Source organism: Vagococcus sp. QWL-13, assembly GCF_058683555.1.
Genome location: NZ_CM178746.1, coordinates 2,806,693 through 2,833,116, shown reverse-complemented (window position 1 = coordinate 2,833,116; position 26,424 = coordinate 2,806,693). Strand labels below are relative to the sequence as shown.

The 26,424-nt window shown below is 40.7% G+C and carries 41 protein-coding genes; 40 read left to right on the top strand and 1 reads right to left on the bottom strand.

What is annotated here, in order from left to right; translation table 11 throughout:
- The first annotated feature begins 87 nt into the window (after positions 1-87).
- The 40 genes from fusA (at position 88) to AC4PHI_RS13150 (ending at position 24,510) form a co-directional block, all read left to right on the top strand.
- Positions 88-2,178 carry an elongation factor G gene (gene fusA, locus AC4PHI_RS13345; RefSeq protein WP_492200306.1) on the top strand — a complete coding sequence of 697 codons (2,091 nt, stop codon included), beginning with the start codon at positions 88-90 and terminating at the stop codon, positions 2,176-2,178.
- Positions 2,179-2,299: 121 nt separating this feature from the next.
- Entirely contained in the window at positions 2,300-3,487 is a 1,188-nt protein-coding gene (gene tuf / locus AC4PHI_RS13340) for an elongation factor Tu (protein WP_492200305.1), read from the top strand.
- A 69-nt stretch (positions 3,488-3,556) separates the two neighbouring features.
- Positions 3,557-3,682, top strand: a complete 126-nt coding sequence (locus AC4PHI_RS13335) for a hypothetical protein (RefSeq protein ID WP_492200304.1) — start codon at positions 3,557-3,559, stop codon at positions 3,680-3,682.
- A 308-nt stretch (positions 3,683-3,990) separates the two neighbouring features.
- On the top strand, positions 3,991-4,299 hold the full coding sequence (gene rpsJ, locus AC4PHI_RS13330) for a 30S ribosomal protein S10 (RefSeq protein WP_023606959.1): 309 nt from the start codon (positions 3,991-3,993) through the stop codon (positions 4,297-4,299).
- A gap of 27 nt (positions 4,300-4,326) precedes the next feature.
- Positions 4,327-4,959: a 50S ribosomal protein L3 gene (rplC, locus tag AC4PHI_RS13325; protein WP_492200303.1), complete on the top strand. Its 633-nt coding sequence runs from the start codon at positions 4,327-4,329 to the stop codon at positions 4,957-4,959.
- Positions 4,960-4,985: 26 nt separating this feature from the next.
- Positions 4,986-5,609, top strand: coding sequence for a 50S ribosomal protein L4 (gene rplD, locus AC4PHI_RS13320; protein ID WP_492200302.1), 624 nt, complete (start codon positions 4,986-4,988; stop codon positions 5,607-5,609).
- Complete coding sequence (locus AC4PHI_RS13315; protein WP_492200301.1) at positions 5,609-5,896, top strand: 50S ribosomal protein L23; 288 nt, start codon at positions 5,609-5,611, stop codon at positions 5,894-5,896. Before rplD ends, AC4PHI_RS13315 begins: the two co-directional genes overlap by 1 nt.
- 42 nt (positions 5,897-5,938) lie before the next feature.
- Complete coding sequence (gene rplB / locus AC4PHI_RS13310; RefSeq protein ID WP_492200300.1) at positions 5,939-6,769, top strand: 50S ribosomal protein L2; 831 nt, start codon at positions 5,939-5,941, stop codon at positions 6,767-6,769.
- 40 nt (positions 6,770-6,809) lie between these two features.
- Positions 6,810-7,088: a 30S ribosomal protein S19 gene (gene rpsS / locus AC4PHI_RS13305; RefSeq protein ID WP_126809042.1), complete on the top strand. Its 279-nt coding sequence runs from the start codon at positions 6,810-6,812 to the stop codon at positions 7,086-7,088.
- A 22-nt stretch (positions 7,089-7,110) separates the two neighbouring features.
- Positions 7,111-7,458 carry a 50S ribosomal protein L22 gene (rplV, locus tag AC4PHI_RS13300; protein ID WP_126809045.1) on the top strand — a complete coding sequence of 116 codons (348 nt, stop codon included), beginning with the start codon at positions 7,111-7,113 and terminating at the stop codon, positions 7,456-7,458.
- 13 nt (positions 7,459-7,471) lie between these two features.
- Positions 7,472-8,128 carry a 30S ribosomal protein S3 gene (gene rpsC / locus AC4PHI_RS13295; RefSeq protein WP_492200299.1) on the top strand — a complete coding sequence of 219 codons (657 nt, stop codon included), beginning with the start codon at positions 7,472-7,474 and terminating at the stop codon, positions 8,126-8,128.
- A 2-nt stretch (positions 8,129-8,130) separates the two neighbouring features.
- Complete coding sequence (gene rplP, locus AC4PHI_RS13290) at positions 8,131-8,565, top strand: 50S ribosomal protein L16 (protein ID WP_492200298.1); 435 nt, start codon at positions 8,131-8,133, stop codon at positions 8,563-8,565.
- Entirely contained in the window at positions 8,555-8,743 is a 189-nt protein-coding gene (gene rpmC, locus AC4PHI_RS13285; protein WP_126809054.1) for a 50S ribosomal protein L29, read from the top strand. Before rplP ends, rpmC begins: the two co-directional genes overlap by 11 nt.
- A gap of 21 nt (positions 8,744-8,764) precedes the next feature.
- A complete protein-coding gene (rpsQ, locus tag AC4PHI_RS13280) occupies positions 8,765-9,028 on the top strand; it encodes a 30S ribosomal protein S17 (protein WP_126809057.1) in 264 nt (87 codons plus the stop codon).
- Positions 9,029-9,079: 51 nt separating this feature from the next.
- Positions 9,080-9,448, top strand: a complete 369-nt coding sequence (gene rplN, locus AC4PHI_RS13275) for a 50S ribosomal protein L14 (protein WP_126809060.1) — start codon at positions 9,080-9,082, stop codon at positions 9,446-9,448.
- Positions 9,449-9,480: 32 nt separating this feature from the next.
- Positions 9,481-9,792, top strand: a complete 312-nt coding sequence (gene rplX, locus AC4PHI_RS13270; protein WP_492200297.1) for a 50S ribosomal protein L24 — start codon at positions 9,481-9,483, stop codon at positions 9,790-9,792.
- Between the two features lie 28 nt (positions 9,793-9,820).
- Positions 9,821-10,360 (top strand): 50S ribosomal protein L5, encoded by a 540-nt coding sequence (gene rplE / locus AC4PHI_RS13265; RefSeq protein WP_492200296.1) that lies wholly within the window; start codon positions 9,821-9,823, stop codon positions 10,358-10,360.
- Positions 10,361-10,378: 18 nt separating this feature from the next.
- A complete protein-coding gene (locus AC4PHI_RS13260) occupies positions 10,379-10,564 on the top strand; it encodes a type Z 30S ribosomal protein S14 (protein WP_125943957.1) in 186 nt (61 codons plus the stop codon).
- Positions 10,565-10,659: 95 nt separating this feature from the next.
- A complete protein-coding gene (gene rpsH, locus AC4PHI_RS13255) occupies positions 10,660-11,058 on the top strand; it encodes a 30S ribosomal protein S8 (protein ID WP_126809069.1) in 399 nt (132 codons plus the stop codon).
- A gap of 29 nt (positions 11,059-11,087) precedes the next feature.
- Entirely contained in the window at positions 11,088-11,624 is a 537-nt protein-coding gene (rplF, locus tag AC4PHI_RS13250; protein WP_492200295.1) for a 50S ribosomal protein L6, read from the top strand.
- A 38-nt stretch (positions 11,625-11,662) separates the two neighbouring features.
- Positions 11,663-12,019, top strand: coding sequence for a 50S ribosomal protein L18 (rplR, locus tag AC4PHI_RS13245; protein ID WP_492200294.1), 357 nt, complete (start codon positions 11,663-11,665; stop codon positions 12,017-12,019).
- A gap of 20 nt (positions 12,020-12,039) precedes the next feature.
- Complete coding sequence (rpsE, locus tag AC4PHI_RS13240; protein ID WP_492200293.1) at positions 12,040-12,540, top strand: 30S ribosomal protein S5; 501 nt, start codon at positions 12,040-12,042, stop codon at positions 12,538-12,540.
- A gap of 15 nt (positions 12,541-12,555) precedes the next feature.
- On the top strand, positions 12,556-12,735 hold the full coding sequence (gene rpmD, locus AC4PHI_RS13235) for a 50S ribosomal protein L30 (protein WP_492200292.1): 180 nt from the start codon (positions 12,556-12,558) through the stop codon (positions 12,733-12,735).
- A 39-nt stretch (positions 12,736-12,774) separates the two neighbouring features.
- Positions 12,775-13,215 (top strand): 50S ribosomal protein L15, encoded by a 441-nt coding sequence (gene rplO, locus AC4PHI_RS13230; RefSeq protein WP_492200291.1) that lies wholly within the window; start codon positions 12,775-12,777, stop codon positions 13,213-13,215.
- Positions 13,215-14,513 carry a preprotein translocase subunit SecY gene (gene secY, locus AC4PHI_RS13225; protein WP_492200290.1) on the top strand — a complete coding sequence of 433 codons (1,299 nt, stop codon included), beginning with the start codon at positions 13,215-13,217 and terminating at the stop codon, positions 14,511-14,513. Before rplO ends, secY begins: the two co-directional genes overlap by 1 nt.
- Before the next feature lie 63 nt (positions 14,514-14,576).
- Positions 14,577-15,227: an adenylate kinase gene (locus tag AC4PHI_RS13220; protein ID WP_492200289.1), complete on the top strand. Its 651-nt coding sequence runs from the start codon at positions 14,577-14,579 to the stop codon at positions 15,225-15,227.
- 205 nt (positions 15,228-15,432) lie between these two features.
- On the top strand, positions 15,433-15,651 hold the full coding sequence (infA, locus tag AC4PHI_RS13215; RefSeq protein WP_126809095.1) for a translation initiation factor IF-1: 219 nt from the start codon (positions 15,433-15,435) through the stop codon (positions 15,649-15,651).
- Between the two features lie 30 nt (positions 15,652-15,681).
- Entirely contained in the window at positions 15,682-15,795 is a 114-nt protein-coding gene (gene rpmJ / locus AC4PHI_RS13210; RefSeq protein ID WP_009488082.1) for a 50S ribosomal protein L36, read from the top strand.
- A gap of 17 nt (positions 15,796-15,812) precedes the next feature.
- Positions 15,813-16,178: a 30S ribosomal protein S13 gene (gene rpsM / locus AC4PHI_RS13205; protein ID WP_126809098.1), complete on the top strand. Its 366-nt coding sequence runs from the start codon at positions 15,813-15,815 to the stop codon at positions 16,176-16,178.
- A 27-nt stretch (positions 16,179-16,205) separates the two neighbouring features.
- Positions 16,206-16,595: a 30S ribosomal protein S11 gene (gene rpsK / locus AC4PHI_RS13200; protein WP_492200288.1), complete on the top strand. Its 390-nt coding sequence runs from the start codon at positions 16,206-16,208 to the stop codon at positions 16,593-16,595.
- A gap of 81 nt (positions 16,596-16,676) precedes the next feature.
- Positions 16,677-17,615, top strand: a complete 939-nt coding sequence (locus tag AC4PHI_RS13195; RefSeq protein WP_126809104.1) for a DNA-directed RNA polymerase subunit alpha — start codon at positions 16,677-16,679, stop codon at positions 17,613-17,615.
- A gap of 91 nt (positions 17,616-17,706) precedes the next feature.
- Complete coding sequence (rplQ, locus tag AC4PHI_RS13190) at positions 17,707-18,087, top strand: 50S ribosomal protein L17 (protein WP_492200287.1); 381 nt, start codon at positions 17,707-17,709, stop codon at positions 18,085-18,087.
- Positions 18,088-18,541: 454 nt separating this feature from the next.
- The gene (locus AC4PHI_RS13185) at positions 18,542-19,381 is read left to right on the top strand and encodes an energy-coupling factor ABC transporter ATP-binding protein (RefSeq protein ID WP_492200286.1); all 840 of its coding nucleotides are present in this window, start codon (positions 18,542-18,544) and stop codon (positions 19,379-19,381) included.
- Entirely contained in the window at positions 19,357-20,220 is an 864-nt protein-coding gene (locus AC4PHI_RS13180; RefSeq protein WP_492201609.1) for an energy-coupling factor ABC transporter ATP-binding protein, read from the top strand. The genes AC4PHI_RS13185 and AC4PHI_RS13180 overlap by 25 nt, the downstream gene beginning before the upstream one ends.
- Entirely contained in the window at positions 20,217-21,014 is a 798-nt protein-coding gene (locus AC4PHI_RS13175; protein WP_492200285.1) for an energy-coupling factor transporter transmembrane component T family protein, read from the top strand. Before AC4PHI_RS13180 ends, AC4PHI_RS13175 begins: the two co-directional genes overlap by 4 nt.
- A gap of 110 nt (positions 21,015-21,124) precedes the next feature.
- Positions 21,125-21,883 carry a tRNA pseudouridine(38-40) synthase TruA gene (gene truA / locus AC4PHI_RS13170; protein ID WP_492200284.1) on the top strand — a complete coding sequence of 253 codons (759 nt, stop codon included), beginning with the start codon at positions 21,125-21,127 and terminating at the stop codon, positions 21,881-21,883.
- Between the two features lie 150 nt (positions 21,884-22,033).
- A complete protein-coding gene (gene rplM / locus AC4PHI_RS13165) occupies positions 22,034-22,462 on the top strand; it encodes a 50S ribosomal protein L13 (protein ID WP_492201608.1) in 429 nt (142 codons plus the stop codon).
- A 13-nt stretch (positions 22,463-22,475) separates the two neighbouring features.
- Entirely contained in the window at positions 22,476-22,868 is a 393-nt protein-coding gene (gene rpsI, locus AC4PHI_RS13160; protein WP_492200283.1) for a 30S ribosomal protein S9, read from the top strand.
- A gap of 325 nt (positions 22,869-23,193) precedes the next feature.
- Positions 23,194-24,246: a DUF6933 domain-containing protein gene (locus tag AC4PHI_RS13155; protein ID WP_492200282.1), complete on the top strand. Its 1,053-nt coding sequence runs from the start codon at positions 23,194-23,196 to the stop codon at positions 24,244-24,246.
- Between the two features lie 45 nt (positions 24,247-24,291).
- Complete coding sequence (locus AC4PHI_RS13150) at positions 24,292-24,510, top strand: hypothetical protein (RefSeq protein WP_492200281.1); 219 nt, start codon at positions 24,292-24,294, stop codon at positions 24,508-24,510.
- 452 nt (positions 24,511-24,962) lie between these two features.
- Here AC4PHI_RS13150 and AC4PHI_RS13145 read toward each other — a convergent pair whose 3' ends face one another.
- On the bottom strand, positions 24,963-26,369 hold the full coding sequence (locus AC4PHI_RS13145; RefSeq protein ID WP_492200280.1) for a helix-turn-helix domain-containing protein: 1,407 nt from the start codon (positions 26,367-26,369) through the stop codon (positions 24,963-24,965).
- Positions 26,370-26,424: the final 55 nt, after the last annotated feature.

The following is a 26,424-nucleotide window of genomic DNA, read 5'->3' as shown; positions in this document are numbered from 1 at the left end:
CTTTTCATTTTATTTGCGAAAAGCCTGCTGTAAAAAACAGCAGAGCTAGAAAAAGCAGTAGTTAAATTAAGAGAGGAGAAATTTAGAATGCCTAGAGAATTTTCGTTGGAAAAAACTCGTAACATTGGTATTATGGCCCACATCGATGCCGGTAAGACAACGACGACCGAACGTATTTTGTACTATACTGGTAAAATCCATAAGATTGGGGAGACTCATGATGGAGCTTCTCAAATGGACTGGATGGAGCAGGAGCAAGAGCGTGGAATTACAATCACGTCTGCTGCTACTACCGCTCAATGGAAAGGGCATCGTATAAATATTATCGACACACCGGGACACGTAGACTTTACAGTTGAAGTGGAGCGCTCTCTGCGCGTGTTGGACGGTGCAGTAACGGTATTGGATGCTCAGTCAGGTGTTGAACCGCAAACAGAAACTGTTTGGCGTCAGGCGACCACTTATGGTGTGCCCCGTATCGTATTCATCAACAAAATGGATAAGGTCGGCGCAGACTTCTTGTACTCAGTAAGTACATTACATGACCGTTTGCAAGCAAATGCTCATCCCGTTCAATTGCCGATTGGTGCAGAAGACGATTTTGTCGGCATCATCGACTTGATCGAGATGGAAGCAACCATGTACGGAAATGACTTGGGAACAGAAAATACAATCGGTGCGATTCCGGCTGAGTATGAAGAACAAGCTCAAGAATGGCGCGAAAAATTAGTGGAAGCTGTGGCTGAAACTGATGAAGATTTGATGATGAAGTATTTAGAAGGGGAAGACATTTCTAAAGATGAGTTGAAAGCGGCGATTCGTCGTGCAACTATCGCAGTTGACTTTTTCCCTGTGTTCTGCGGAACAGCCTTCAAAAACAAAGGTGTCCAGCTGCTGTTGGACGGTGCTATTGATTACTTGCCTGCACCAATCGATATTGCAGCTATCACAGGAATCAATCCTGATACAGAAGCAGAAGAAGAGCGTGAATCTTCTGATGAAGCGCCATTTTCTGCTTTAGCATTTAAGGTCATGACTGACCCGTTTGTTGGACGTTTGACATTCTTCCGCGTATACTCCGGTGTATTGGAATCCGGTTCGTACGTAAAGAATGCCACAAAAGGCAAGCGCGAACGTGTGGGACGTATCTTGCAGATGCACGCCAACACACGTAAAGAAATCACTGAAGTTTACGCTGGAGATATCGCTGCAGCTGTTGGATTGAAAGATACAACAACTGGAGATTCATTGTGTGATGAGAAACATCCTATCATCCTTGAATCTATGGAGTTTCCTGAGCCGGTTATCGAAGTTGCGATCGAACCAAAATCGAAAGCTGACCAAGATAAGATGGGTATCGCGTTACAAAAACTTTCAGAAGAAGACCCAACGTTCCGTGCATCAACTAATGCCGAAACAGGGGAAACGATTATTGCCGGAATGGGAGAACTTCACTTAGATGTTCTTGTAGACCGGATGCGTCGTGAATTTAAAGTTGAAGCTAACGTCGGAGCGCCTCAAGTATCCTACCGTGAAACATTTAGAGCCCCTCTTACACAAGCTGAAGGTAAATTTATCCGTCAGTCTGGTGGTAAAGGTCAATATGGACACGTTTGGGTCGAATTCACACCGAATGAAGAAGGTGCCGGATTTGAATTTGAGAACGCGATTGTCGGAGGAGTTGTTCCTCGAGAATATATCCCGGCGGTTGAAGCTGGACTTGAAGCAGCAATGGAGAACGGTATATTGGCCGGCTATCCGTTAGTGGATATCAAAGCCAAATTATATGATGGTTCTTACCATGATGTAGACTCAAGTGAGACGGCTTTCCGTGTCGCTGCCTCTATGGCATTGCGTGCAGCTTCTAAAAAAGCAAACCCTGTAATCCTGGAGCCGATCATGGCTGTAGAAGTTGTGATCCCGGAAGACTATCTAGGAGATATCATGGGACATGTCACTGCTCGTCGCGGACGGGTTGAGGGCATGGAAGCCCGCACCGGTGGCACTCAAGTAGTTAAGGCAATGGTGCCTCTATCTGAAATGTTCGGATACGCAACAACATTGCGTTCAGCAACACAAGGACGCGGTGTCTTTACAATGGTATTTGACCACTATGAAGACGTTCCGAAATCTATTCAGGAAGAAATCATCAAGAAACATGGCGGTTCTGCTGAATAGACATTAAGACTGTTCATTTTGTAGAAAATCATGTAAACTAACAGTGAGATTAAAATCCCGGTATCAGGCCGGGAGATTTATCAAAAATATTAATTATATTTTCTAGGAGGATTATTTTAAAATGGCTAAAGAAAAATTTGACCGTTCTAAACCACACGTAAATATTGGTACAATCGGACACGTTGACCATGGTAAAACAACATTATCAGCTGCTATCGCAACTGTATTATCTAAATCTTTAGGTGGAGAAGCTAAAGGTTACGATGAAATCGACAACGCTCCAGAAGAAAAAGAACGTGGAATTACAATCAGTACTTCCCATATCGAGTATGAAACTGCTAATCGTCACTATGCTCACGTTGACTGCCCAGGACACGCGGACTACGTTAAGAACATGATTACAGGTGCTGCTCAAATGGACGGAGCAATCCTTGTTGTTTCAGCTGCAGACGGCCCAATGCCGCAAACTCGCGAGCACATCCTATTGTCTCGTAACGTTGGTGTACCATACATCGTTGTGTTCTTGAACAAAATGGATATGGTTGACGACGAAGAGTTGTTAGAATTAGTTGAAATGGAAGTTCGTGACTTGCTGTCTGAGTATGATTTCCCAGGAGATGATACACCAATCATTGCAGGTTCAGCTCTAAAAGCTTTAGAAGGCGACGCTGACTACGAACAAAAAATCTTGGACTTGATGGAAGCTGTTGATGCTTACATCCCAACACCAGAACGTGACACTGACAAACCATTCATGATGCCTGTTGAGGACGTGTTCTCAATCACAGGTCGTGGAACAGTTGCTACAGGACGTGTTGAGCGTGGATCTGTAAAAGTCGGTGACGAAGTTGAAATCATCGGTATTGCTGAAGAAACAAGCAAAACAACTGTTACAGGTGTTGAAATGTTCCGTAAATTATTGGATTATGCAGAAGCAGGAGACAACATCGGAGCATTGCTTCGTGGCGTATCCCGTGACGACATCCAACGTGGACAAGTCTTGGCAAAACCAGGAACAATCACACCACATACTAAATTTAACGCTGAAGTTTACGTATTGAGCAAAGAAGAAGGCGGACGTCATACTCCATTCTTTGGAAACTACCGTCCACAATTCTACTTCCGTACAACTGACGTTACAGGTGTTATCGAGTTGCCAGAAGGCACTGAAATGGTTATGCCTGGTGATAACGTAACAATTGACGTCGAATTGATCCACCCGATCGCTATCGAAGAAGGAACTCGTTTCTCAATTCGTGAAGGCGGACGTACAGTAGGATCTGGCGTTGTTACGACTATCATTGCTTAATGTAACGTCTGACTAAAAATCACAGACATTAGATTTTGTAAGTTGTAAAATATAAAAGGTGCAAACAACATGAAAATGATGCTTGCACCTTTTTTTATCGGCACTTCGTCAAGTCGGGTGGCTGGAGATGAAATCAAAGGCAACTATCGAAACGAGTTAAATAAATTGCTGGTTCATCATATAGAAAGTTTTTAAATCACCTGATTTTCATGAGAAAATGTTTTCATTTGAAACGAGCAAAAAAATATCTTGAAAACATTGCAATTAAGACGGAAAATACTGGTTTTAAGATGAAAAAAGCTTGCAATCGCCCTTTGTATTGTGTATAATTTCAAGGGTGCTGTGTTCAGACAAACACATCACGGATAGGGGCTCAGGAGAAAACCTATCAGGCTGGGAAACGAAAGGTTGCGACACGCCCGGAAGAGTTGCCATGGAAGGTCGTGGCGGATATTTTCGTGGAGCTATGTCTAATTTTTAAAATAGGCGAAGGAGGGAAAAAAATGGCAAAGCAAAAAATTCGTATTCGTTTAAAAGCGTATGAACATCGTATTTTAGATCAGTCTGCAGAGAAAATTGTAGAAACGGCAAAAAGAACAGGAGCTGACATCTCAGGTCCGATTCCATTGCCAACGGAACGTTCAGTGTATACAGTGATTCGTGCAACGCATAAATACAAAGATTCACGCGAGCAGTTTGAAATGCGAACTCACAAACGTCTAATCGACATTGTGAACCCTACACCAAAGACAGTGGATGCTTTAATGAAGCTTGACCTGCCAAGCGGTGTAAATATTGAGATTAAATTATAAAAAAATTAAGATGATGGAGGTGTACTCATGACCAAAGGAATCTTAGGAACAAAAGTAGGTATGACGCAAATTTTTACAGACATCGGCGAATTAATTCCAGTTACAGTAATCGAAGCTGCGCCAAACGTTGTTTTACAAGTTAAAACAAACGAAACGGACGGTTACGAAGCTGTGCAACTTGGTTTTCAAGACAAACGTGAAATTTTAGCGAACAAACCTGCGAAAGGTCATGTTGCTAAAGCAAAAGCAACTCCTAAGCGCTTCATTAGAGAGTTTAAAGATGTTGAGCTGGGAGAATACGAAGTAGGACAGGAAGTAACGGTAGATGTTTTCCAAGCTGGTGACATCGTAAACGTAACAGGTACAACGAAGGGTAAAGGATACCAAGGGGTTATCAAACGCCATGGTCAAGCACGTGGGCCAATGAGCCACGGTTCCCGCTACCATCGTCGTCCTGGGTCAATGGGTCCAGTCGATCCGAATCGCGTATTTAAAAATAAAAAATTAGCCGGCCAAATGGGTGGCGACCGTGTGACTATCCAAAACTTGGAAGTTGTGCGTGTGGATCCTGAAAAAAATGTTATCTTGATCAAAGGTAATGTGCCAGGCTCTAAAAAATCGTTAGTTCAAATTCAGCAGTCAGCAAGAACTGCTAAATAATTGTCGAAGAGAGGAGGAACTAAGGAATGACAACTGTAGCATTATTCAAACAAGATGGTACAAAAAATGGTGAAGTGGAATTGAATGACTCCATTTTTGGTATCGAACCAAATGAAAGTGTCGTATATGATGCAATTATTATGCAACGTGCTTCTCTAAGACAAGGAACACATGCAGTGAAAAATCGCAGTGCGGTTCGCGGCGGTGGTCGCAAGCCTTGGCGTCAAAAAGGAACAGGCCGTGCCCGTCAAGGGTCCATCCGTTCACCACAATGGCGTGGAGGAGGCATTGTTTTCGGACCAACACCACGTTCATACGGCTACAAGCTTCCTAGAAAAGTTCGTCGATTAGCAATTCGTTCAGTTTTATCTGAGAAAGTTGCTCAAAATAATCTGGTAGTAGTAGATGCATTGACATTTGATGCACCTAAAACAAAAGACTTCAAAGAGGTCTTATCTAACTTAGAAGTAACAACAAAAGTGTTGTTAGTCTTGGAAGAAGGCAATGATTTCGCTGCACTATCTGCTCGTAATCTGCCAAATGTTTCTATCGTATCAGCTGGAAATGTCAGTGTCTTGGATGTTGTATCCAACGACAAAATGCTGATGACTCAAGCTGCCCTTACTCAATTAGAGGAGGTGCTTGCATAATGGAATTATTTGATGTCATTAAAAAACCAGTAATCACTGAAGCTTCTATGTTGGCAATGGACGAGAAAAAATATACGTTCGACGTAGATACTCGTGCCAATAAAACATTAGTGAAACAAGCGGTTGAAGCAGCGTTTGATGTGAAAGTGAAAAGTGTCAACATTATGAATGTCAAACCAAAATTAAAACGCATGGGTCGTTACGCCGGATATACAAACAAACGTCGTAAAGCAATCGTGACTCTAACAGAAGATTCAAAAGAAATTCAATTATTTGATGGTGAATAACCTCAAGTAAGCTGCTAATTTTTAAAGTAGGAGGGAATATACGTGGCGATTAAAAAGTATAAACCAACCACGAATGGCCGTCGTAATATGACATCCCTAGATTTTTCTGAAATTACAACAACTAAACCGGAAAAATCTTTATTGCAATCATCAAAAAACAATGCTGGTCGCAATAACATGGGACGTATTACTGTACGTCACCACGGTGGTGGACATAAACGTCAATATCGTTTGATCGATTTCAAACGTAACAAAGACAATATCGTAGCAACGGTTAAAACAATCGAATACGATCCAAACAGAACAGCAAACATCGCGTTGATTCACTACGAAGACGGTGTGAAAGGTTATATCTTAGCACCAAAAGGTTTGCAAGTTGGAGATAAAGTTGTTTCCGGACCGGAAGCAGACATAAAATTGGGCAACACACTGCCGCTTGAAAACATTCCAGTGGGTACAGTGGTGCACAACATTGAAATGAAACCAGGAAAAGGCGGACAATTGATCCGTTCTGCCGGGACCAAAGCACAAGTGTTAGGTAAAGAGGGCAAATACGTTTTAGTTCGATTGAACTCAGGGGAAGTCCGCATGATTTTGGGAACTTGCCGTGCAACTATCGGTGCAGTAGGAAACGAACAGCATGAATTGATCAATATTGGTAAAGCCGGACGCAGTCGTTGGTTGAGAAAACGCCCAACAGTGCGTGGTAGTGTCATGAACCCTAATGATCACCCACACGGTGGTGGGGAAGGTAAGGCTCCAATCGGTATGCCTTCACCAATGACACCTTGGGGCAAACCGACATTAGGTTACAAGACTCGTAAGAAATCCAAAAATGATAAATTAATCGTTCGTCGTCGTAAAACGAAATAAAATGATTTAATCAATCGCGAATTTTGAGAGGAGGTTCACCATGGGTCGCAGTTTGAAGAAAGGTCCTTTTTGTGACGATCATCTAATGAAGAAAGTATTGGAGCAAAAAGATTTATCAAAGAAAAAAGTAATCAAGACATGGTCTCGCCGTTCTACAATTTTCCCAAATTTTGTAGGTTATACTATTGCAGTATATGATGGCAGAAAGCATGTTCCTGTATATATTCAAGAAGATATGGTTGGGCACAAATTAGGTGAATTTGCACCAACTAGAACATTCCGTGGTCACTCAGGTGATGACAAAAAAACAGGTCGTTAATTATTGAGGGGAGGAATTGCAGATGACTGAACAAATCACTTCAGCAAGAGCAACTGCTAATACAGTTCGCACTTCACCTCGTAAAGCACGCTTAGTAATCGACTTGATTAGAGGTAAAAGTGTGGCGGAAGCAATTTCAATTTTGAAATACACGCCAAATAAAGCAGCGACATTGATCGAAAAAGTATTGATGTCAGCAGTAGCGAATGCAGAAAACAATTATGATTTAGATGTTGAAAATTTGGTTGTATCTGAAGCGTTTGTGAACGAAGGACCAACGATGAAACGTTTCCGTCCACGTGCCAAAGGATCAGCTTCACCAATCAACAAAAGAACAAGTCATATTACAGTAGTAGTGACTGAGAAATAAGGAGGGACAATCAGTGGGTCAAAAAGTAAATCCAACGGGTCTGCGTGTCGGGATCATCCGCGACTGGGATGCAAAATGGTATGCTGAAAAAGAGTATGCTGAATACTTACATGAAGACTTGAGAATTCGCAAGTATATTGCGGAGAACCTTGCTGATGCCGCAGTTTCAACGGTTGAAATCGAACGTGCCGCTAACCGCGTGAACGTGTCGATCCATACAGCTAAACCAGGTATGGTCATTGGTAAAGGCGGATCAGAGGTTGAAAAATTACGTAAAAAGTTAAATGCGCTAACTGGTAAAAGAGTGCATATCAATATTATAGAAATCAAAAAACCTGATTTGGATGCTAAACTAGTCGGTGAAGGAATCGCACGTCAACTGGAAAATCGTGTGGCTTTCCGCCGTGCTCAAAAACAAGCAATCCAACGGACCATGAGAGCCGGTGCTCAAGGAATCAAAACATTGGTCTCTGGACGTTTGAACGGAGCAGACATTGCAAGATCAGAAGGCTATTCAGAAGGAACAGTGCCACTTCATACCTTGCGTGCAGACATTGACTATGCATGGGAAGAAGCAGATACAACATACGGAAAACTAGGAGTTAAAGTGTGGATTTATCGCGGAGAAATCCTTCCAGAAGCGAAAAACACTGAGAAAGGAGGGAAATAAACATGTTAGTACCTAAACGTGTAAAATACCGTCGTGAGTTTAGAGGCAAAATGCGCGGCGAAGCCAAAGGCGGCAAAGATGTTTCTTTTGGTGAGTACGGTTTGCAGGCTTTAGATTCTCAATGGATTACAAACAGACAAATTGAAGCGGCTCGTATTGCGATGACTCGTTATATGAAACGTGGCGGGAAAGTATGGATCAAAATTTTCCCTCATAAATCTTATACAGCCAAAGCCATCGGAGTTCGTATGGGTTCTGGTAAAGGGGCACCTGAAGGTTGGGTAGCACCTGTTAAACGTGGGAAAATCATGTTTGAAGTTGCCGGTGTCGATGAAGCGACTGCTCGTGAAGCATTGCGTCTAGCTGCACATAAACTGCCGGTAAGAAGCAAATTTGTAAAACGTGAAGAAATGGGTGGTGAATCGAATGAAAGTTAATGAAATCAAAGAACTAACCACTGCCGAAATGCTTGAAAAAGAAAAGGAATTTAAAGAAGAACTGTTCAACTTGAGATTCCAGCTGGCTACAGGTCAACTTGAAGATACGTCACGTATTAAGAAAGTACGTCAATCGATTGCACGCATCAAAACAGTTTTGCGAGCACAAGAAAAGTAATAATGGAAGGAGGCCATACGTATGACTGAAAGAAATGAGCGTAAAGTTTACCAAGGACGTGTTATTTCAGACAAAATGGACAAAACCATTACAGTTGTTGTTGAAACAAGAAAGACACATAAAGTTTATGGTAAACGAGTAAAATATTCTAAGAAATACAAAGCACACGATGAAAATAATGTTGCTAAAACAGGCGATATCGTGAAAATTATGGAAACTCGTCCATTATCCGCTACTAAACGTTTTCGTTTGTTAGAGGTTGTAGAAGAAGCAGTTATCATCTAAGCGAGATTTTCCTATAGATTGTAAGTTGAAATCTGAAAGGAGGATACTATAGTGATCCAAACAGAAAGTCGTTTAAAAGTGGCTGACAACTCAGGTGCAAGAGAAGTCTTAGCAATTAAAGTACTGGGCGGTTCCGGGCGTAACAATGCAAACATAGGCGATGTGATTGTTGCTTCGGTTAAACAAGCAACGCCAGGCGGAGTTGTTAAAAAAGGTGATATTGTCAAAGCAGTTATTGTAAGGACAAAATCAGGAGCTCGTCGTCCGGACGGTTCATATATCAAATTTGATGAAAATGCGTGTGTGATTATCCGGGATGATAAGAGTCCGCGTGGTACTCGTATCTTTGGACCGGTTGCTCGTGAATTACGTGATAGTAACTTCATGAAAATCATTTCATTAGCACCAGAAGTATTATAATTTATAGCTATCCAAAGGAGGTGCGAGACAAAATGTTCGTAAAAAAAGGCGATAAAGTCAAAGTTCTTACTGGAAAAGATAAGGACAAAGAAGGCATCGTATTAACTGTATTCCCTAAAAATAACCGTGTCATCGTTGAAGGGGTCAATGTGGTGAAGAAGCACCAGAAGCCAAGCGCTGCTGCTCCTCAGGGAGGCATCGTTGAAACTGAGAGCTCTATCCATGCATCCAATGTGATGGTCATCGATCCATCAACAGGTGAACCAACAAGAGTTGGTCATAAAGTGGTTGACGGGAAAAAAGTTCGTGTGTCTAAAAAAACTGGTGAAGTTTTAGATAAGTAAAAGTATTGAAAGGAGGGACCAACGGAAAATGAACCGCCTGAAAGAAAAATACATTAATGAAGTTACTCCGTCTTTAATGGAGAAATTTAATTATAAATCTGTTATGCAAGCACCGAAAGTTGAGAAAATCGTGATCAACATGGGTGTAGGTGATGCTGTCGCTAACGCGAAGAATTTAGATAAAGCAGTGGAAGAACTCACACTGATCTCAGGACAAAAACCTGTAATCACAAAAGCAAGAAAATCAATTGCCGGTTTCAGATTGCGTGAAGGAATGCCGATCGGCTGTAAAGTAACTTTACGCGGAGAAAGAATGTACGAATTCTTGGATAAACTAGTCAATGTTTCCTTGCCGCGTGTACGAGATTTCCATGGTGCCAGCAAAAAATCATTTGATGGTCGTGGAAACTACACTCTGGGTGTTAAAGAACAATTAATATTCCCAGAAGTCGATTACGATTTAGTCGATAAAGTACGTGGAATGGATATTGTGATTGTAACCACCGCTAACACTGATGAAGAATCACGTGAACTGTTGTCGTTACTTGGAATGCCATTCCAAAAATAATTAAAGGAGGCGAACTACGTGGCCAAAAAATCAATGATTGCTAAAAACAAACGTCCGGCGAAATTCTCCACACAGGAATATACACGCTGTGAACGTTGTGGTCGTCCACATTCAGTTTATCGTAAATTTAAACTTTGCCGTATTTGCTTCCGCGAACTTGCCCATAAGGGACAAATTCCCGGCGTGAAGAAAGCAAGCTGGTAAACTTAATCCTAAGTGAAGGATCTCTATTCTAAGAAAAACATTCGAAGGAATAGCGGATACCGGAGCTACAAGTAGAGAAGGAGGTACATAATTCAATGGTCATGACAGATCCAATTGCAGATTTTCTAACACGCATTCGTAATGCAAACATGGTAAAACATGAAATGTTAGAAGTACCTGCATCAAAAATTAAACATGATATCGCCAATATCCTTAAAAATGAAGGATTTATCCGCGATGTTGAATATATTGAAGATGATAAGCAAGGCATCATTCGGGTTTTCATGAAATACGGCCGTAATGACGAACGTGTTATCACAAACTTAAAACGTATTTCTAAACCGGGACTTAGAGCCTACGTAAAAGCTGAAGAAGTGCCAAAAGTTTTAAATGGACTTGGCATAGCGATTATTTCTACTTCTGAAGGTGTCATCACAGACAAAGAAGCTAGAGAGCGCAATGTCGGCGGAGAAGTATTAGCTTACGTTTGGTAATTGCAAGAAAGTATAAGGAGGTGTCTTGAGTGAGCCGTATTGGTAAGAAACCAATTATTATCCCTGCTGGCGTGACTGTCACACAGAATGGGGAAGAAGTGACTGTAAAAGGTCCTAATGGAGAATTGACTCGTGAATTTGTATCAAACATTGCCATTAAGATTGAAGAAAATGAAGTAACGTTGACACGTGAAAACGATGAAAAAGAAAGTCGTTCATTGCATGGGACAATGCGTTCTAATTTGGATAACATGATCACTGGTGTAAGCAAAGGGTTTGAAAAACAACTTGAGCTGATCGGGGTCGGATACCGTGCCCAAATGCAAGGTAAAAAACTTGTGCTTAATGTCGGCTATTCTCATCCAGTTGAGTTCGAATCACCTGAAGGAATTACGATTGAGGTGCCAACAAACACACAAGTGATTATAAAAGGTGCGAACAAAGAGCATGTTGGAGAATTAGCAGCAAACATCCGCGGTGTACGTCCGCCAGAGCCGTATAAAGGCAAAGGAATCCGCTACGTTGGCGAATACGTAAGACGTAAAGAAGGTAAGACAGGTAAGTAATTCATACTTACGACTAAATTAATTATGAGGTGACAATTGTGATTTCAAAACCAGATAAAAACACAACGCGTCAGAAAAGACATAAACGCGTACGTAAAAATCTTTCTGGTACTGCTGAGTGCCCACGCTTAAATGTATTTCGTTCAAATACAAACATCTACGCTCAATTGATTGATGACGTAGCGGGTGTGACGCTAGCAAGTGCCTCTACCTTAGATAAAGAAATTTCAGGTGGAAACAAAACTGAACAAGCTGCAGCAGTTGGTGCATTAGTAGCAAAACGTGCAGTTGACAAAGGGTATACAAAAGTAGTCTTTGACCGTGGGGGTTACCTTTACCATGGCCGTGTGGCAGCATTGGCTGATGCAGCACGCGAAAACGGACTAGAATTTTAAGAAAAGGAGGAATACCATTCATGGCTTATATCGATCCAAAAGGATTTGAACTAGAAGACCGTGTTGTTGCTATCAACCGTGTCACTAAAGTTGTCAAGGGCGGCCGTCGTCTGCGTTTCGCTGCTTTAGTGGTAGTGGGTGACAGAAATGGACACGTTGGTTTCGGTACAGGGAAAGCACAAGAAGTACCGGAAGCGATTCGTAAAGCAATTGAAAATGCAAAGAAAAATCTAATTGAAGTACCAATGGTAGGTTCAACCATTCCTCATGAAGTCATTGGCGTTTACAGTGGTGGACGTACATTGATCAAACCAGCAGTTGCGGGTTCAGGAGTTGCCGCTGGGGGACCAGTTCGTGCGGTCTTGGAGCTTGCAGGTATTGCTGATGTGACTAGCAAGTCGTTGGGATGCAACACACCGATCAACGTTATTCGTGCGACGATGGAAGGTCTGTCTCGCTTGAAACGTGCTGAAGAGGTAGCTGAACTTCGCGGCAAAACTGTAGAAGAAATTTTAGGATAAAAGGAGGACTATGTAATGTCTCAAGTAAAAATTACATTAAAACGCAGCGTTATCGGACGTCCTCAAAACCAAAAAGATACAGTCAAAGCATTGGGCTTAGGCAAACTGAACAGTTTTGTTGTCAAACCGGACAATCAAGCGATTCAAGGGATGATCAATACTGTATCACATTTAGTGGACGTTGAAGAAGTTTAAGACAACTAATGAAACTAATAAAGAGGAGGTGCCGATAGTATGAAGCTTAATGAGTTACAACCCACAGAAGGATCAAGACATGTGCGTAATCGGGTTGGACGCGGAACATCATCCGGAAATGGTAAAACATCCGGTAGAGGACAAAAAGGACAAAAATCTCGCTCAGGCGGTGGTGTACGCTTAGGCTTTGAAGGTGGGCAAACACCATTATTCCAAAGATTGCCGAAACGCGGATTCACCAATATCAACCGCAAAGAGTATGCTGTGGTCAACTTGGACGTGTTAGAAAAATTCGAAAACGGTACAGAAGTAACACCAGCATTGCTTGTTGAGTCTGGCATTATTAAAGACGAAAAAGCAGGGATCAAAGTTTTAGCTAACGGAGCATTAACTAAGAAATTAACAGTCAAAGCTGCTAAATTTTCTAAAAGTGCTCAAGAAGCTATTGAATCAGCTGGCGGTTCAATCGAGGTGATCTAATGTTTAGACTATTGAAAGATGCGTTCAAAGTAAAAGATATCCGTAATCGCATTTTATTTACGCTTTTTATCTTGTTCGCTTTTCGTTTAGGAGCTCATATATCCGTTCCTGGAGTCAATGTAAAAGCATTAGCAGAACTTAGTGAGAACCCGCTGTTCAGCATGATTAACACGGTAAGCGGTAGTGCCATGCAAAACTTCTCATTATTTGCTATGGGAGTTTCGCCTTACATTACCTCATCCATCGTGATTCAACTATTGCAGATGGATATCGTGCCGAAATTTGTTGAGTGGTCCAAACAGGGAGAAGTCGGTCGCCGGAAATTAAATCAGGCTACACGTTATTTAACGTTGGCAATGGGCTTTATCCAGTCCATTGCGTTAACAACCGGATTTAATCAATTCGCAGGCCAGAGTTTCCTGTATGACACAGGTGTGAAAACTTATGTCACCATTGGAATTATTTTAACCTCAGGAACCATGCTTTTGACTTGGTTGGGAGAGCAAATTTCAGAAAAAGGCATCGGCAATGGTGTCTCCATGATTATCTTTGCCGGAATCATTTCCAGATTGCCTTCAGGGATTATGACTCTGGTGGAAGATAGATTTATCAACATCGGATCTGAAGATCTGTGGAAATCTGCGATTTTTACCCTTGTATTGCTGATTGCGGTGTTTGCTATTATTACGTTTGTCACGTATTTTAACCAAGCGGAACGTAAAATACCGATTCAGTATACCAAACGAGTGGCAGGTGCTCCTCAAAGCAGTTATTTGCCATTGAAAGTGAATGCAGCGGGAGTTATCCCGGTGATTTTTGCCAGCTCGATTATTACGACGCCAGGCCAAATTTTGCAGTTTGTTGCAAAAAATCACAGTGCAGCCGGCTGGTACCAAGTATTAAAAGAAATTTTTGATTATTCAACACTTTTGGGAGGCACTTTGTATGCCGTCCTAATCATAGCGTTCACCTTTTTCTATGCTTTTGTTCAGGTCAATCCTGAAAAGGTAGCAGAAAATTTACAAAAACAAGGAAGCTATATTCCGAGTGTACGTCCAGGAAAAGGAACTGAAGACTATCTCTCAACTGTATTGATGCATTTGAGTGTGGCAGGTTCATTATTCCTGACAGCAGTGGCCATTTTGCCGATTGTCGCACAAAATCTTTTCAAACTGCCGACAGCTATTGGTTTGGGAGGCACAAGTTTGTTAATTGCGATAGGTGTAGCCTTGGAAACTGCAAAACAATTAGAAGGCTTACTGATGAAGCGTCAGTACACAGGCTTCATCGCTGAGTAAGAGCATGTGTTGGGGCAAATGACCTCAGCACTACTCTCGAACTTGCTAGGAGGATAAACCGATATGAATCTCATTATAATGGGTTTACCAGGCGCTGGAAAAGGCACACAGGCAGAAAGAATCATCGATGCCTATCACATTCCGCAGATTTCGACTGGAGATATGTTTCGTGAAGCAATAAAAAATCAAACAGCTCTAGGTGTGGAAGCCAAGTCTTATATCGACAAAGGCGAGCTTGTTCCAGACGATGTGACCAATGGTATTGTGAAAGAACGTCTTAATCAAAAAGATACTGATAAAGGCTTTTTGCTGGACGGATTTCCACGGACTATTGACCAAAGTAATGCTTTAGAAGAAATAATGTCAGACTTAGGCAAAAAAATCGATGCTGTCATCAACATCCATGTGGAAGAAAGTATCTTAATAGACCGTTTAGCTGGTCGTTTTATTTGTAGAGATTGCGGAGCGACTTATCACAAATTGAATCATCCGCCAAAAGTTGAAGGGACATGTGACCGTTGCGGCGGCCACGATTTCTATCAGCGGGAGGATGACAAGCCGGAGATTGTTAAAAATCGTTTGGCTGTCAATGTCAGAGACAGTGCCCCAATCGTAGAATACTATAAAGAAAAAGGTCTTCTCCATACAATCGACGGAAATCGCGAGATAGAGGCTGTATTCAAAGATGTGCAAAAAATCATCAACAGTCTTTAAAACTTCAAGCCAAGAAAGTAACTGTTATACTTGTGGCTCTGTTTTTAACACATGTTTATGTCGTTAAATGCCCTGCGAGTCCACTTTTAAATAAAGTGACTTTATGTTATAATTGGTGGGTTGAGGCGTTATAAATCAAGGCCAGAGTGCCGGAGCGGTTTTTATCGTACGATGATGACAAACAAGTAATAAGGAGGTACTCAGAATGGCAAAAGAAGATGTGATTGAAATTGAAGGAACAGTTGTTGATACTTTGCCGAATGCGATGTTTAAAGTAGAATTGGAAAATGGCCATGAAGTGTTAGCTCACGTGTCCGGGAAAATCAGAATGCATTACATTCGAATTCTTCCAGGAGACCGGGTGACCGTCGAATTGTCTCCATATGATTTGACACGAGGCCGTATCACCTACCGCTTTAAATAGTGCACTCCGTAAAATCAAGGAGGTATAATCATGAAAGTAAGACCATCAGTAAAACCAATTTGTGAAAAATGCAAAGTAATTCGCCGCAAAGGTCGGGTTATGGTTATTTGCGAAAATCCAAAACATAAACAACGCCAAGGATAATAGGAGGTGTAGCATAAATGGCTCGTATTGCAGGAGTAGATATTCCTCGTGATAAACGCGTGGTTATTTCACTTACATATATTTTCGGTATCGGTAAAAACACTGCTCAAAAAGTGTTGGCTGATGCTGGAGTTTCAGAGGACATCCGTGTCCGGGAATTAACCAATGATCAATTAGATAAAATCCGTGCAGAAGTAGATAAACTAAAAATCGAAGGTGATTTGCGCCGTGAAGTGAACTTGAACATCAAACGTTTGATGGAAATCGGTTCATACCGTGGTATCCGTCATCGTCGTGGGTTGCCTACTCGTGGACAAAACACAAAAAATAATGCACGTACTCGTAAAGGCCCAGCTCGTGCTATCGCTGGCAAGAAAAAATAAATCAGTTGTGAAGGAGGTTAGAACTTCATGGTAGCAAAAAAAGTTAGCAAGAAACGTCGTGTGAAAAAGAATATCGAATCTGGGATTGCTCATATTCATTCAACTTTTAACAACTCGATCGTGATGATAACAGATGTTCATGGAAATGCCATTTCATGGTCGTCTGCAGGTGCTCTAGGTTTCAAAGGCAGTAAAAAATCAACGCCATTTGCAGCCCAAATGGCAGCTGAGGCAGCGGCTAAAACTGCTATGGAACATGGTTTGAAAACTGTTGATGTGACAGTTAAAGGCCCTGGTTCAGGTCGTGAAGCTGCAATTCGTTCATTACAAGCAACAGGTTTAGAAGTGACAGCAATTCGTGATGTCACTCCAGTGCCTCATAATGGATGCCGCCCTCCAAAACGCCGTCGTGTTTAATGCGCGTCTTTCATTTTGAGTTTAAGCTTAAATGCGTCATTGAACGTGACACTTTTCGTTTTGAAAGGGGTATAGATAAGAATGATTGAATTTGAAAAACCACGGATCACAAAAATTGATGAGGATAGAGATTATGGCAAGTTCGTCATTGAACCGCTTGAAAGAGGTTATGGGACTACGTTAGGTAATTCTCTTCGTCGTATTTTACTTTCTTCACTACCGGGGGCTGCGATTACCAGCTTGCAGATTGATGGTGTTCTTCATGAATTTTCCACTGTAAAAGGTGTAAAAGAAGATGTGACACAAATCATTTTGAACATTAAAGGTTTGGCAATGAAGCTCTACAGTGAAGAAGAAAAATCCCTTGAAATAGATGTTACTGGACCTGCAATCGTCACTGCGGGTGATATCATTGTAGACAGTGATGTTGAAATTTTGAATAAAGATTTATATATCTGCAATGTTGCAGAAGGCGCATCTTTGCATGCCCGACTGGTTGTAAAACCTGGTCGCGGTTATGTGCAAGCTGATGACAATAAACATGAAGATATGCCGATAGGTGTTTTGCCAGTTGATTCGATTTACACACCGGTTCGCCGAGTGAATTATCAAGTGGAAAATACACGTGTTGGACGTCGTGATGATTTTGACAAACTGACTTTGGAAGTGTGGACAGATGGTTCCATCATGCCGCAAGAATCCATTAGTTTGGCTGCCAAAATATTGACCGAGCATCTGGACATCTTTGTCAACCTGACTGATGAAGCAAAAAATGCGGAAATCATGGTTGAAAAAGAAGAAACTCAAAAAGAGAAAATGCTCGAAATGACTATCGAAGAGTTGGATCTTTCCGTTCGTTCATATAACTGCTTGAAGAGAGCAGGAATCAATACTGTTCAGGAATTGACCAACAAGTCTGAGGCAGAAATGATCAAAGTCCGTAATTTGGGACGGAAATCATTGGATGAAGTCAAATTCAAACTAAGTGAATTGGAATTGGCCCTGCGTCAAGATGATTAAAAATTTTAAATAAACAGACCGCTATTTCAAAAATAACTTCGTTTTAGAATAGAGGAGACTAAACCTTTTATAGATAAAGGAGGGAATTAACATGAGTTATCGTAAATTAGGTCGTACAGGCAGTCAGCGTAAAGCAATGTTGCGAGATTTGACTACAGACTTGATTATCAATGAAAAAATCGTAACGACTGAAGCGCGTGCGAAAGAAGTACGTTCTACAGCGGAAAAGATGATCACTTTAGGTAAGCGTGGAGATTTGCATGCTCGTCGTCGTGCGGCAGCATTTGTAAGAAATGAGATTGCTGACGTTAGAGAAGAGAATGAAGAAATCGTCATTGAAACAGCTTTACAAAAACTGTTCAACGATATCGCTCCTCGTTATGCTGAGCGTAACGGCGGATATACACGCATTTTAAAAACTGAACCACGCCGCGGTGATGCCGCTCAAATGGTTATTTTAGAACTTGTCTAATAAAAAAACTATACCATCACTTTATTGATGATTTATTTAGAGTGTTATGATGTTGGAATGAAGCTTGTTTTCATTTCCTAGTCTAGCTCGTGGTGGCTACTCTCCGACTTCCTTTCAGGGGTTGGAGAGGCAGCGCTCATCATATGAAGTGTTTTTTTGTCGTTATTTTTAAAATTTAGCCGGGTGGTTAAAGAGTGTTTGCGATTTGGACTCACTAAGAAAAAACTAATTTTCAAAGTGGGTAAGGAGTTATTTTAGAACAATGTTGTCTTAAACTGTTTTACTCTGCTGTCGAATCGTTTATTTCGTTGAATTTTTCCTTGATTTTTGTTACTGTTAATGGTGTGATGTTAGATAATGAATTTATGTTAAGCTAACAAGGTGTAGCTTCTTTTTTTTACCATTTTTTAGTATATAATAGGAGACAGGAATTTTTATAAATTGTGAGGCTAATATGAAACCAATAATAAAGCTAGAAAACGTTAGTTATACTTATCAACAAGATGGCGGTCGGCCGGCATTGAAAAATATCAACTTGGATGTCTATCCAGGGGAGTGGCTGGCAATCATCGGTCACAACGGTTCCGGGAAATCAACGTTAGCAAAGACGATTAACGGCTTGCTTGTCCCTCAAGAGGGTACTGTGGAAGTCGCAGGAATGCTCATGAATGAAGAAAATGTTTGGGAAATCCGCCGTAAAATCGGTATGGTATTTCAAAATCCCGACAACCAGTTTGTGGGCGCAACAGTGGAAGACGATGTGGCTTTTGGTTTGGAAAATCAGGGAGTCCCTAGAGACGAGATGTTGAAAATCGTCAAAGAGTCGCTTGAACAAGTGCGTATGTGGGATTTTTATGATAAAGAACCTGTCCGCTTGTCTGGCGGACAAAAACAGCGGGTGGCGATTGCCGGTGTGGTGGCACTGAGCCCGGACGTGATTATTTTGGACGAGGCAACGAGCATGCTGGATCCGAAGGGACGTCTGGAAGTGATTTCCACGATTCAAAAATTGCGTGAAGAAAAAAAATTAACAGTGATTTCGATTACCCATGATATTGACGAAGCAGCTAATGCGACTCGCGTCTTAGTGATACGTCAGGGAGAAGTTTATCGTGAGGGACTGCCGGAAGAAATATTTTCTTCAGGTGAAGTGCTGGTTGAAATGGGGCTGGACTTGCCCTTTCCGGAAAAATTAAAAATCGAGATGGACAAACAAGGTTTAAAAATACCTGAAGAATATATGTCAGAAGAAAGGATGATTGATTGGCTATGGACATCCAGTTTGAAAAAGTAGGATTTATTTATCAGCCAAACACTCCTTTTCAGCAGCGGGCTTTGACGGATATCGATCTTACGATAAAATCCGGCTCTTACACAGCGATTGTGGGGCACACAGGCAGTGGGAAATCTACGTTGCTGCAACATTTGAATGCATTGGTCAAGCCTACGGAAGGCATCGTAAGAATCGGAGATCGGGTCATCACTCCTGAAACCAGTAATAAAAACTTGAAAGATATCCGCCAAAAAGTCGGCATTGTTTTTCAGTTTCCTGAGGCACAGCTGTTTGAAGAAACAGTGGCAAAAGATATTGGCTTTGGTCCGAAAAATTTTGGGCGCTCCGAAGAGGAAATTGAAAAAATCGTCAGAGACGTGCTTGGTTTAGTTGGTTTGGATGAAAGTTATCTGGAGCGTTCGCCTTTTGAACTCTCCGGCGGGCAGATGCGCCGCGTGGCTATTGCCGGTGTATTGGCGATGCAGCCGTCGGTTCTTGTACTGGATGAACCCACAGCCGGGTTGGACCCGCAAGGACGGCAAGAGATGCTGGAGATGTTCGACCGGTTGCATAAGGACCGGGGCATGACAGTGGTCCTAGTGACCCATATGATGGATGACGTGGCTGATTATGCTGACTATGTCATAGTGTTGGCGAAGGGGCAGGTTATCAAACAAGGAGCACCTCGGGATGTTTTTTCTGATATCCAGTGGCTGGAAGAAAAACAATTGGGGGTGCCTAAAGCGACCCGTTTTGCAAATAAGTTACGCAGTAAAGGAATGGTATTTGACCAAATGCCGTTGACGACAGAAGAATTGGTAGATGCCTTGAAAAAGTATGAAGCAGGTGATTCGAAATGATGAATAAGTTAATCCTTGGTCGTTATATCCCCGGAGATTCGATTGTTCACCGGATGGATCCGCGGGCCAAACTGGTCAGCAGCTTTTACTTTATCGGTATTATATTTTTATGTAATAATATGCCTTCTTTTGCAGTGATGGGGGCGTTCACCATTTTTGCCATTCTGCTATCAAAAGTCAATCTCTCATTCTTTCTCAAAGGGGTTCGTCCTTTGATTTGGCTGATTTTATTTACTGTGATTTTACAGTTGTTCTTTACTCAAGGGGGACAGGTCTACTGGAGTTGGGGGATTATTTCCATCACCGAGGCCGGTGTGTTGAATGCTTTTTATATTTTTTGCCGGTTCGTGCTGATTATTTTTATGTCTACCTTGCTGACGTTGACCACACCGCCGTTGTCTTTGTCGGATGCCATAGAATCTCTGTTGCGTCCTCTCAAGGCAGTGAAATTTCCTGCACATGAAATTTCTTTGATGCTGTCGATTGCTTTACGTTTCGTCCCAACTTTGATGGACGAGACAGAAAAAATCATGAATGCCCAGCGTGCCCGTGGGGTGGATTTTGGCGAAGGGAATTTGATGGATAAGATGCGCGCCATTGTTCCGCTGTTGATTCCGCTGTTTGTCAGCAGCTTCAACCGGGCAGAGGAATTGGCGACGGCTATGGAAGCCCGCGGATATCAAGGGGGCGAAGGACGGACCAAGTACCGCCAATTAAAGTGGCGTTTGAAAGACACTTTGTGTATTTTATCCTACGGGTTGTTGACTGTTGCTTTGTTATGGGCAAGAAATTAGATAAGAAGCGATCTATTGCAAGCTGCTCTTAAACGTGAAAACATGGTTGGACGTTTCGAGGCAGGAAGCTTTTGATAGATGCGCTTTTTTTATGTGAAAAGAGGGAAAAGATGGTCAGGTATAAGGCAGTGATTGCTTACGACGGGACGAATTACAGCGGTTTTCAGACACAAGAAAACGGATATACGGTCCAAGCGGCATTGGAGAAGACATTGCAGAAACTCAATAGCGGTCAAAAAGTGACTATCCATGCTTCCGGAAGGACAGATGCCGGTGTCCATGCGTGGGGCCAAGTGATTCATTTTGATTTGCCGCAGGAGAGGGAGCCGGAAAAATTACGTCATGCTCTAGATACACAGACGCCTAGTGATATTGCAGTCCGCTCATTGGAAAAAACGACAGATGATTTCCATGCCCGCTACGATGCAACAGAAAAAACTTATCAATATCGGTTGGATATAGCTCGTTCGCGGGTGCCGTTCAAGCGGCGCTATGCTGCGTTTTATCCCTACACAAGGGCACTGGATGTAGAGTTAATGCAACAAGGGATTGCTGATGTGGTAGGAACTCATGACTTTACTGCATTTTGTGCTGCCGGAAGTTCAGTGGAGAATCGTGTGCGGACGATTATTGAAGCGTCGGTGACATTAGACGAGAAGAATCAGGAGCTGCTCTTTGTTTTTAGGGGTACAGGTTTTTTGTATAAAATGGTCCGTATCCTAGTGGGCACCTTGCTGAAAGTGGGGCAAGGGAGATTGCCGGCGGATACGATCCGAAAGGCCCTAGAAACAGGTGATAAAAAGTTCGTGGGCCCGACAGCTCATCCGGAAGGCTTGTATTTAATGGAAGTGAGATATGATAAAAAATAATTGGCAAAGGGTGAAAAAACATTGACTTTATGCCGTTTAAGGGGTATTATGGTTAATGGTATTGTTTGCCCCACGATGAGCCCCGGAAACTTATTGTGTTTGTCAAACATTTAGATGAAAATTGGAGGAAAAAAAGTGCGTACAACATATATGGCCAAAACTGGCGAAGTAGAACGTAAATGGTACGTAGTAGACGCAACAGATGTCCCAATGGGTCGTCTTTCAACAATCGTTGCTTCTGTTCTGCGTGGTAAAAATAAACCAACATTCACTCCTCATGTGGATACAGGTGATTTTGTCATTGTTATCAACGCTGACAAGGTTAAATTAACAGGTAACAAAGCAAGTGATAAGATGTATCACCATCATACAGGTTTCCCAGGTGGTTTGAAGTCTATCTCAGCTGGTGAATTGAGAGATAAAAATTCTCGTCGCTTAATTGAAACATCAATCAAAGGGATGCTTCCTAAAAATACTTTGGGACGCCAGCAGCTGTCTAAATTGCATGTGTACGGTGGAGCGGAACATCCACACGCAGCACAGCAACCAGAAGTCTTAGACATTACAAACCTAATTTAAGGAGGGAAATTCATTGGCTAAAGTACAATATTTCGGCACAGGCCGTCGTAAAAGATCAGTTGCTCGCGTGCGTTTAGTACCAGGAACTGGAAAAATCACTATGAACGATAAAGATATTGAAGAATATATTCCACATGCTGACTTGCGTGAAGTGGTTAACCAACCATTCGCTGCAACTGCAACAAAAGGTGCGTATGACGTATTAGTCAACGTACATGGCGGAGGCTATGCTGGACAAGCAGGCGCTACTCGTCACGGAATCGCTCGTGCATTGCTTGAAGTTGATCCTGACTTCCGTGCACCATTAAAACAAGCTGGTTTGCTGACACGTGACTCACGTATGGTTGAGCGTAAAAAACCAGGTAAGAAAAAAGCTCGTAAGAGTTCACAATTTTCAAAACGTTAATCACGATTTTTCTTCGAGATTACGAGATACGAGAATCACTGGTGGAAGCTTTGCTGAGCAGAGTAGCCTTGGTAAAAAATCAACAAGTCAAGACACTTTCCAAAATTTGGGAAGTGTCTTTTTAGATATTTTTTTATTTTTTCTCAAATAGGACTGATGAGTAAGCACCAAAATGCTCAGTAGCTATTAAGCGGTCATGAACGAAATTTCATGGCTGAAGCTCAATAAAAAAAATTGAAACATGGGATTACGAGCTACCTATTCTCTTCAGATGGTCTTTGAGATATAATCTAGATTAGAAAGCCTTGATAGGGAGAGGGAAAATATGATTATAAATCCTACTAAAAAAACGCAGCCGCTTTTTTCAGCATTACCAAAGGCGGAAAACATACCTTTGGCGAAGTTGTTTTCTCAACGTAATCTATTTTTTTCGTGGGAAGCTAATTATTATAATGACCATCGCAAGAAAATTTTGGTGTTGGTCAACGGACTGACGTTAGCTCCAGTTGTTTTAGCGGATATCAATGCCAAAAATAAAAAAGAATTGGCAGTTTATATCCTTGAGGGAATCCGTGAAGTGTTTAAGCAGGCAGGGGTGTCATCTCAAAAAATCAAGCGATATTTTGAATTGGCTGGAGAAATTCAGGTCAGTAAAGGGTTCGACCGTTCGCTTATTTCTGTTACCAATATGTTTATCCGTATGGCTCAGGGGACAACGATCAAAGATCCCGCAATCGTTCAAAAGGAACTGATAAATCGGCTATTAGAAGTCCCAATCAGCACTATTGCTTATGCCTCTCCTCAAGAAGCTATCCTCCAAGTATTTGAAGGAGAACTCGTCATTCATCCTGTTAGTGAAGCGGATATTGACCAGCTAAAAGATAAAATACAGCATACGGCCACTCAGTCTTGGAAGGACTTTAGTCATTGGGAAAAATATGAAAGCTGTGATTGGTTCGAGGACTATGAAAAAATTGCTGAAGAAATTATGCAAAATAACCAGCTTGTACTTGAAGGGTTTCAACGCTATTTGAAGGATGGACTAGGACTTAGTGATAAGGTTGTGCGAAAACATCTGGGAAATGTCCAGTTTTTCATTGATGATTATTTGTTGTATTATGGACTGCACACCTCCACCACTGATTTTTCTGATACGAAAAGTTTTTTGGCCGATTTTTTCCCAAGGAAAGCTTTGTGGGCAAGTGCTTCTGAAGTCAAAAGTTCGGGCAGTGCTTTGAAAAAATTCTATACGTTTTTATCTGTGGCTGGGGTTATCGATCAAGCTCAGCTCAAGGAGGTTAAAGAGTTTATTTCAGAAGGAAGAGAAGAAGGACTGGACACTTTGGAGATGATGGATGATTTTGAAGATTTTTTTTAGAAAATTTTAGTTTATACAAAAAAATACTAGGTTGTAAAAGTATAAATGGTTTTGCAACTTGCAGTATTTGATTATGTTTTGGCTGAAAAACTGGAATTGTTTTTACGTTCGCTTTTGCTGATTATTTTCAGAACTGCGAAGTCGCCTGTGAAGGCGAGCGCTAATAAACGTTGGACTCAAAACGCATCAAAAATGTTTCGTCAAAATTCAAGAATAGGTGGTACTCTGCTTGACTTTTTTATCTTTTTCATTCGCCCAGCTTAATTTGACAAATGAAATTTCGAAATAAAATACTAGTTTTAGAAAACTTTGTATTCAACTGACATCCAGAAATTTTGGTTCAAATTGGTTCAACTGTAATCAATTTCTATCCTTTTCTACCAGTCTTAGACCAGTTCCAGAACTACTAAACGTTGATATAAAGGGATTCTTACGGATAGAGAAGTATCAAATTACTAACTGCCCCTTTTCAAAACGTTAATCGTTGTTATATCAACGGTTCAAAGACACTTTCCAAAATTTGGAAAGTGTCTTTTTTTCGTTGTAGTGGTAAAAAAGATACTGATATTTTTTAATATAACTAAGCAAAAAAATGCAGATTGCAAGGTCTTATCACATCTTTTCGTAGAAATCAGCTTAGAAGGTAATTACAAAATAGCTAGATATCTAAATGGCGTTTGAATTGACAGAATATTCAATTTTCTACTTGAAAAGTATTATACTAGCGTGTCAATTGAGTTGTTTTTATATAATTTTTTTTCTGCAATATATCTAGCTAATTTTTCGAATTCGTAGTTTTTGGGATAAGGATTTAGATAATATACAGGCGCATGATTATTATTGTAAAAATAATCTGTGATAATTAAGTCAGGTTTTTGATTGATGAACTCAACAACTTCAACATTATATGGCAACAAAGCGGCTAGTTTTTTTTCTATATATTTTTTTTCTTCGAAACCATAACTACTTAAAATAAGAAGTTTGATTGAGTAGTAGTTATCAATCAATAAAGGACAAAAAATGATGTAAAGTTGTTCACTTGAGATATGAGTTTGATTTATTACATCGTCGGGAAGTTCCGAGATGAATTTTTTATAGTTATTCGTATTATAAATGTTTCCGTGTAAATCTATAAGAGAGCCAAATATACGTTGTTTATTTTTTAAGCTCATAAGGTTTATTATCAAATAAAAATAGTCATCTGGGTTTAAATGTAAGTGAAATGTATTAATTATTTCAATAATCAAATCATTACAAACTTTAAAATCTATTGTTTTCGTTAACTCAGTAGTTAGATAGGAATTGGAACCCGATGTGACTCTTTTTCCTGTGATAGTCCATGTATTAATAAAAAAGTATAAGAAAGTCAGTTCTTTTGTTAAGTTTTCTTCCGAGATGGACTTATCATAGAATTTTTCCAAAATATTAAAAAATGACGTTGGATTATTTAATTTATTCGCTGAATAAAAATAATCAGGTTCTTTTTTTATAAAGCATTTATATTTTGCTCTGATAATTGAAATGTTTAAAATTAACGCAAGATTATCTAATTTCATCTGTGAAGGTGAGACGACATTAGATTCGTAGACGAAGTCTAGATGGCAAATATCGAGTGTTAAAAAAGTTTGTTCACCGCTATGTTTGAATAAAACAAAAAAAAAGTATCTGATTTTTTCTTCTGGTCCCGCTAATACAAACTGTTTATTACGTTTTAAAATATGAATATCAAATTTTAAAAGTATGTCTTTTAGCTCTCGCCACATTCGTGAAATAGTTGTAAAACTAATATTATTGTTAATCGAATATTTTCTTAATGAAATATATTTATTGTAGAATAAATCTTTTGCCAATTTAAATTTGATGCTTTTGGTTAAATAAAAATTGAGGAAAGGTTCTGTGGAAAAATTAATTCCTTTAGAAATCTCTTTACTATTCCTTCTAATCAATAGATCCGGATTATCAACTTCATGCAAAATCTCATCAATCAGTAATGCTAATTTTAATTCGGACATATTGAGTTGGTGCGAAAGTTCTTCTAATAGAAAATCATCATATTCTGAATTATTTATATGGATGAGCAATTTATATTTCTCATGATCTTTTCTTTCTAGTATTTCATACATAATAATTTAATCCTCCATTTTATTTCTTCTTTCTACATTATAAAGATATAAAAAA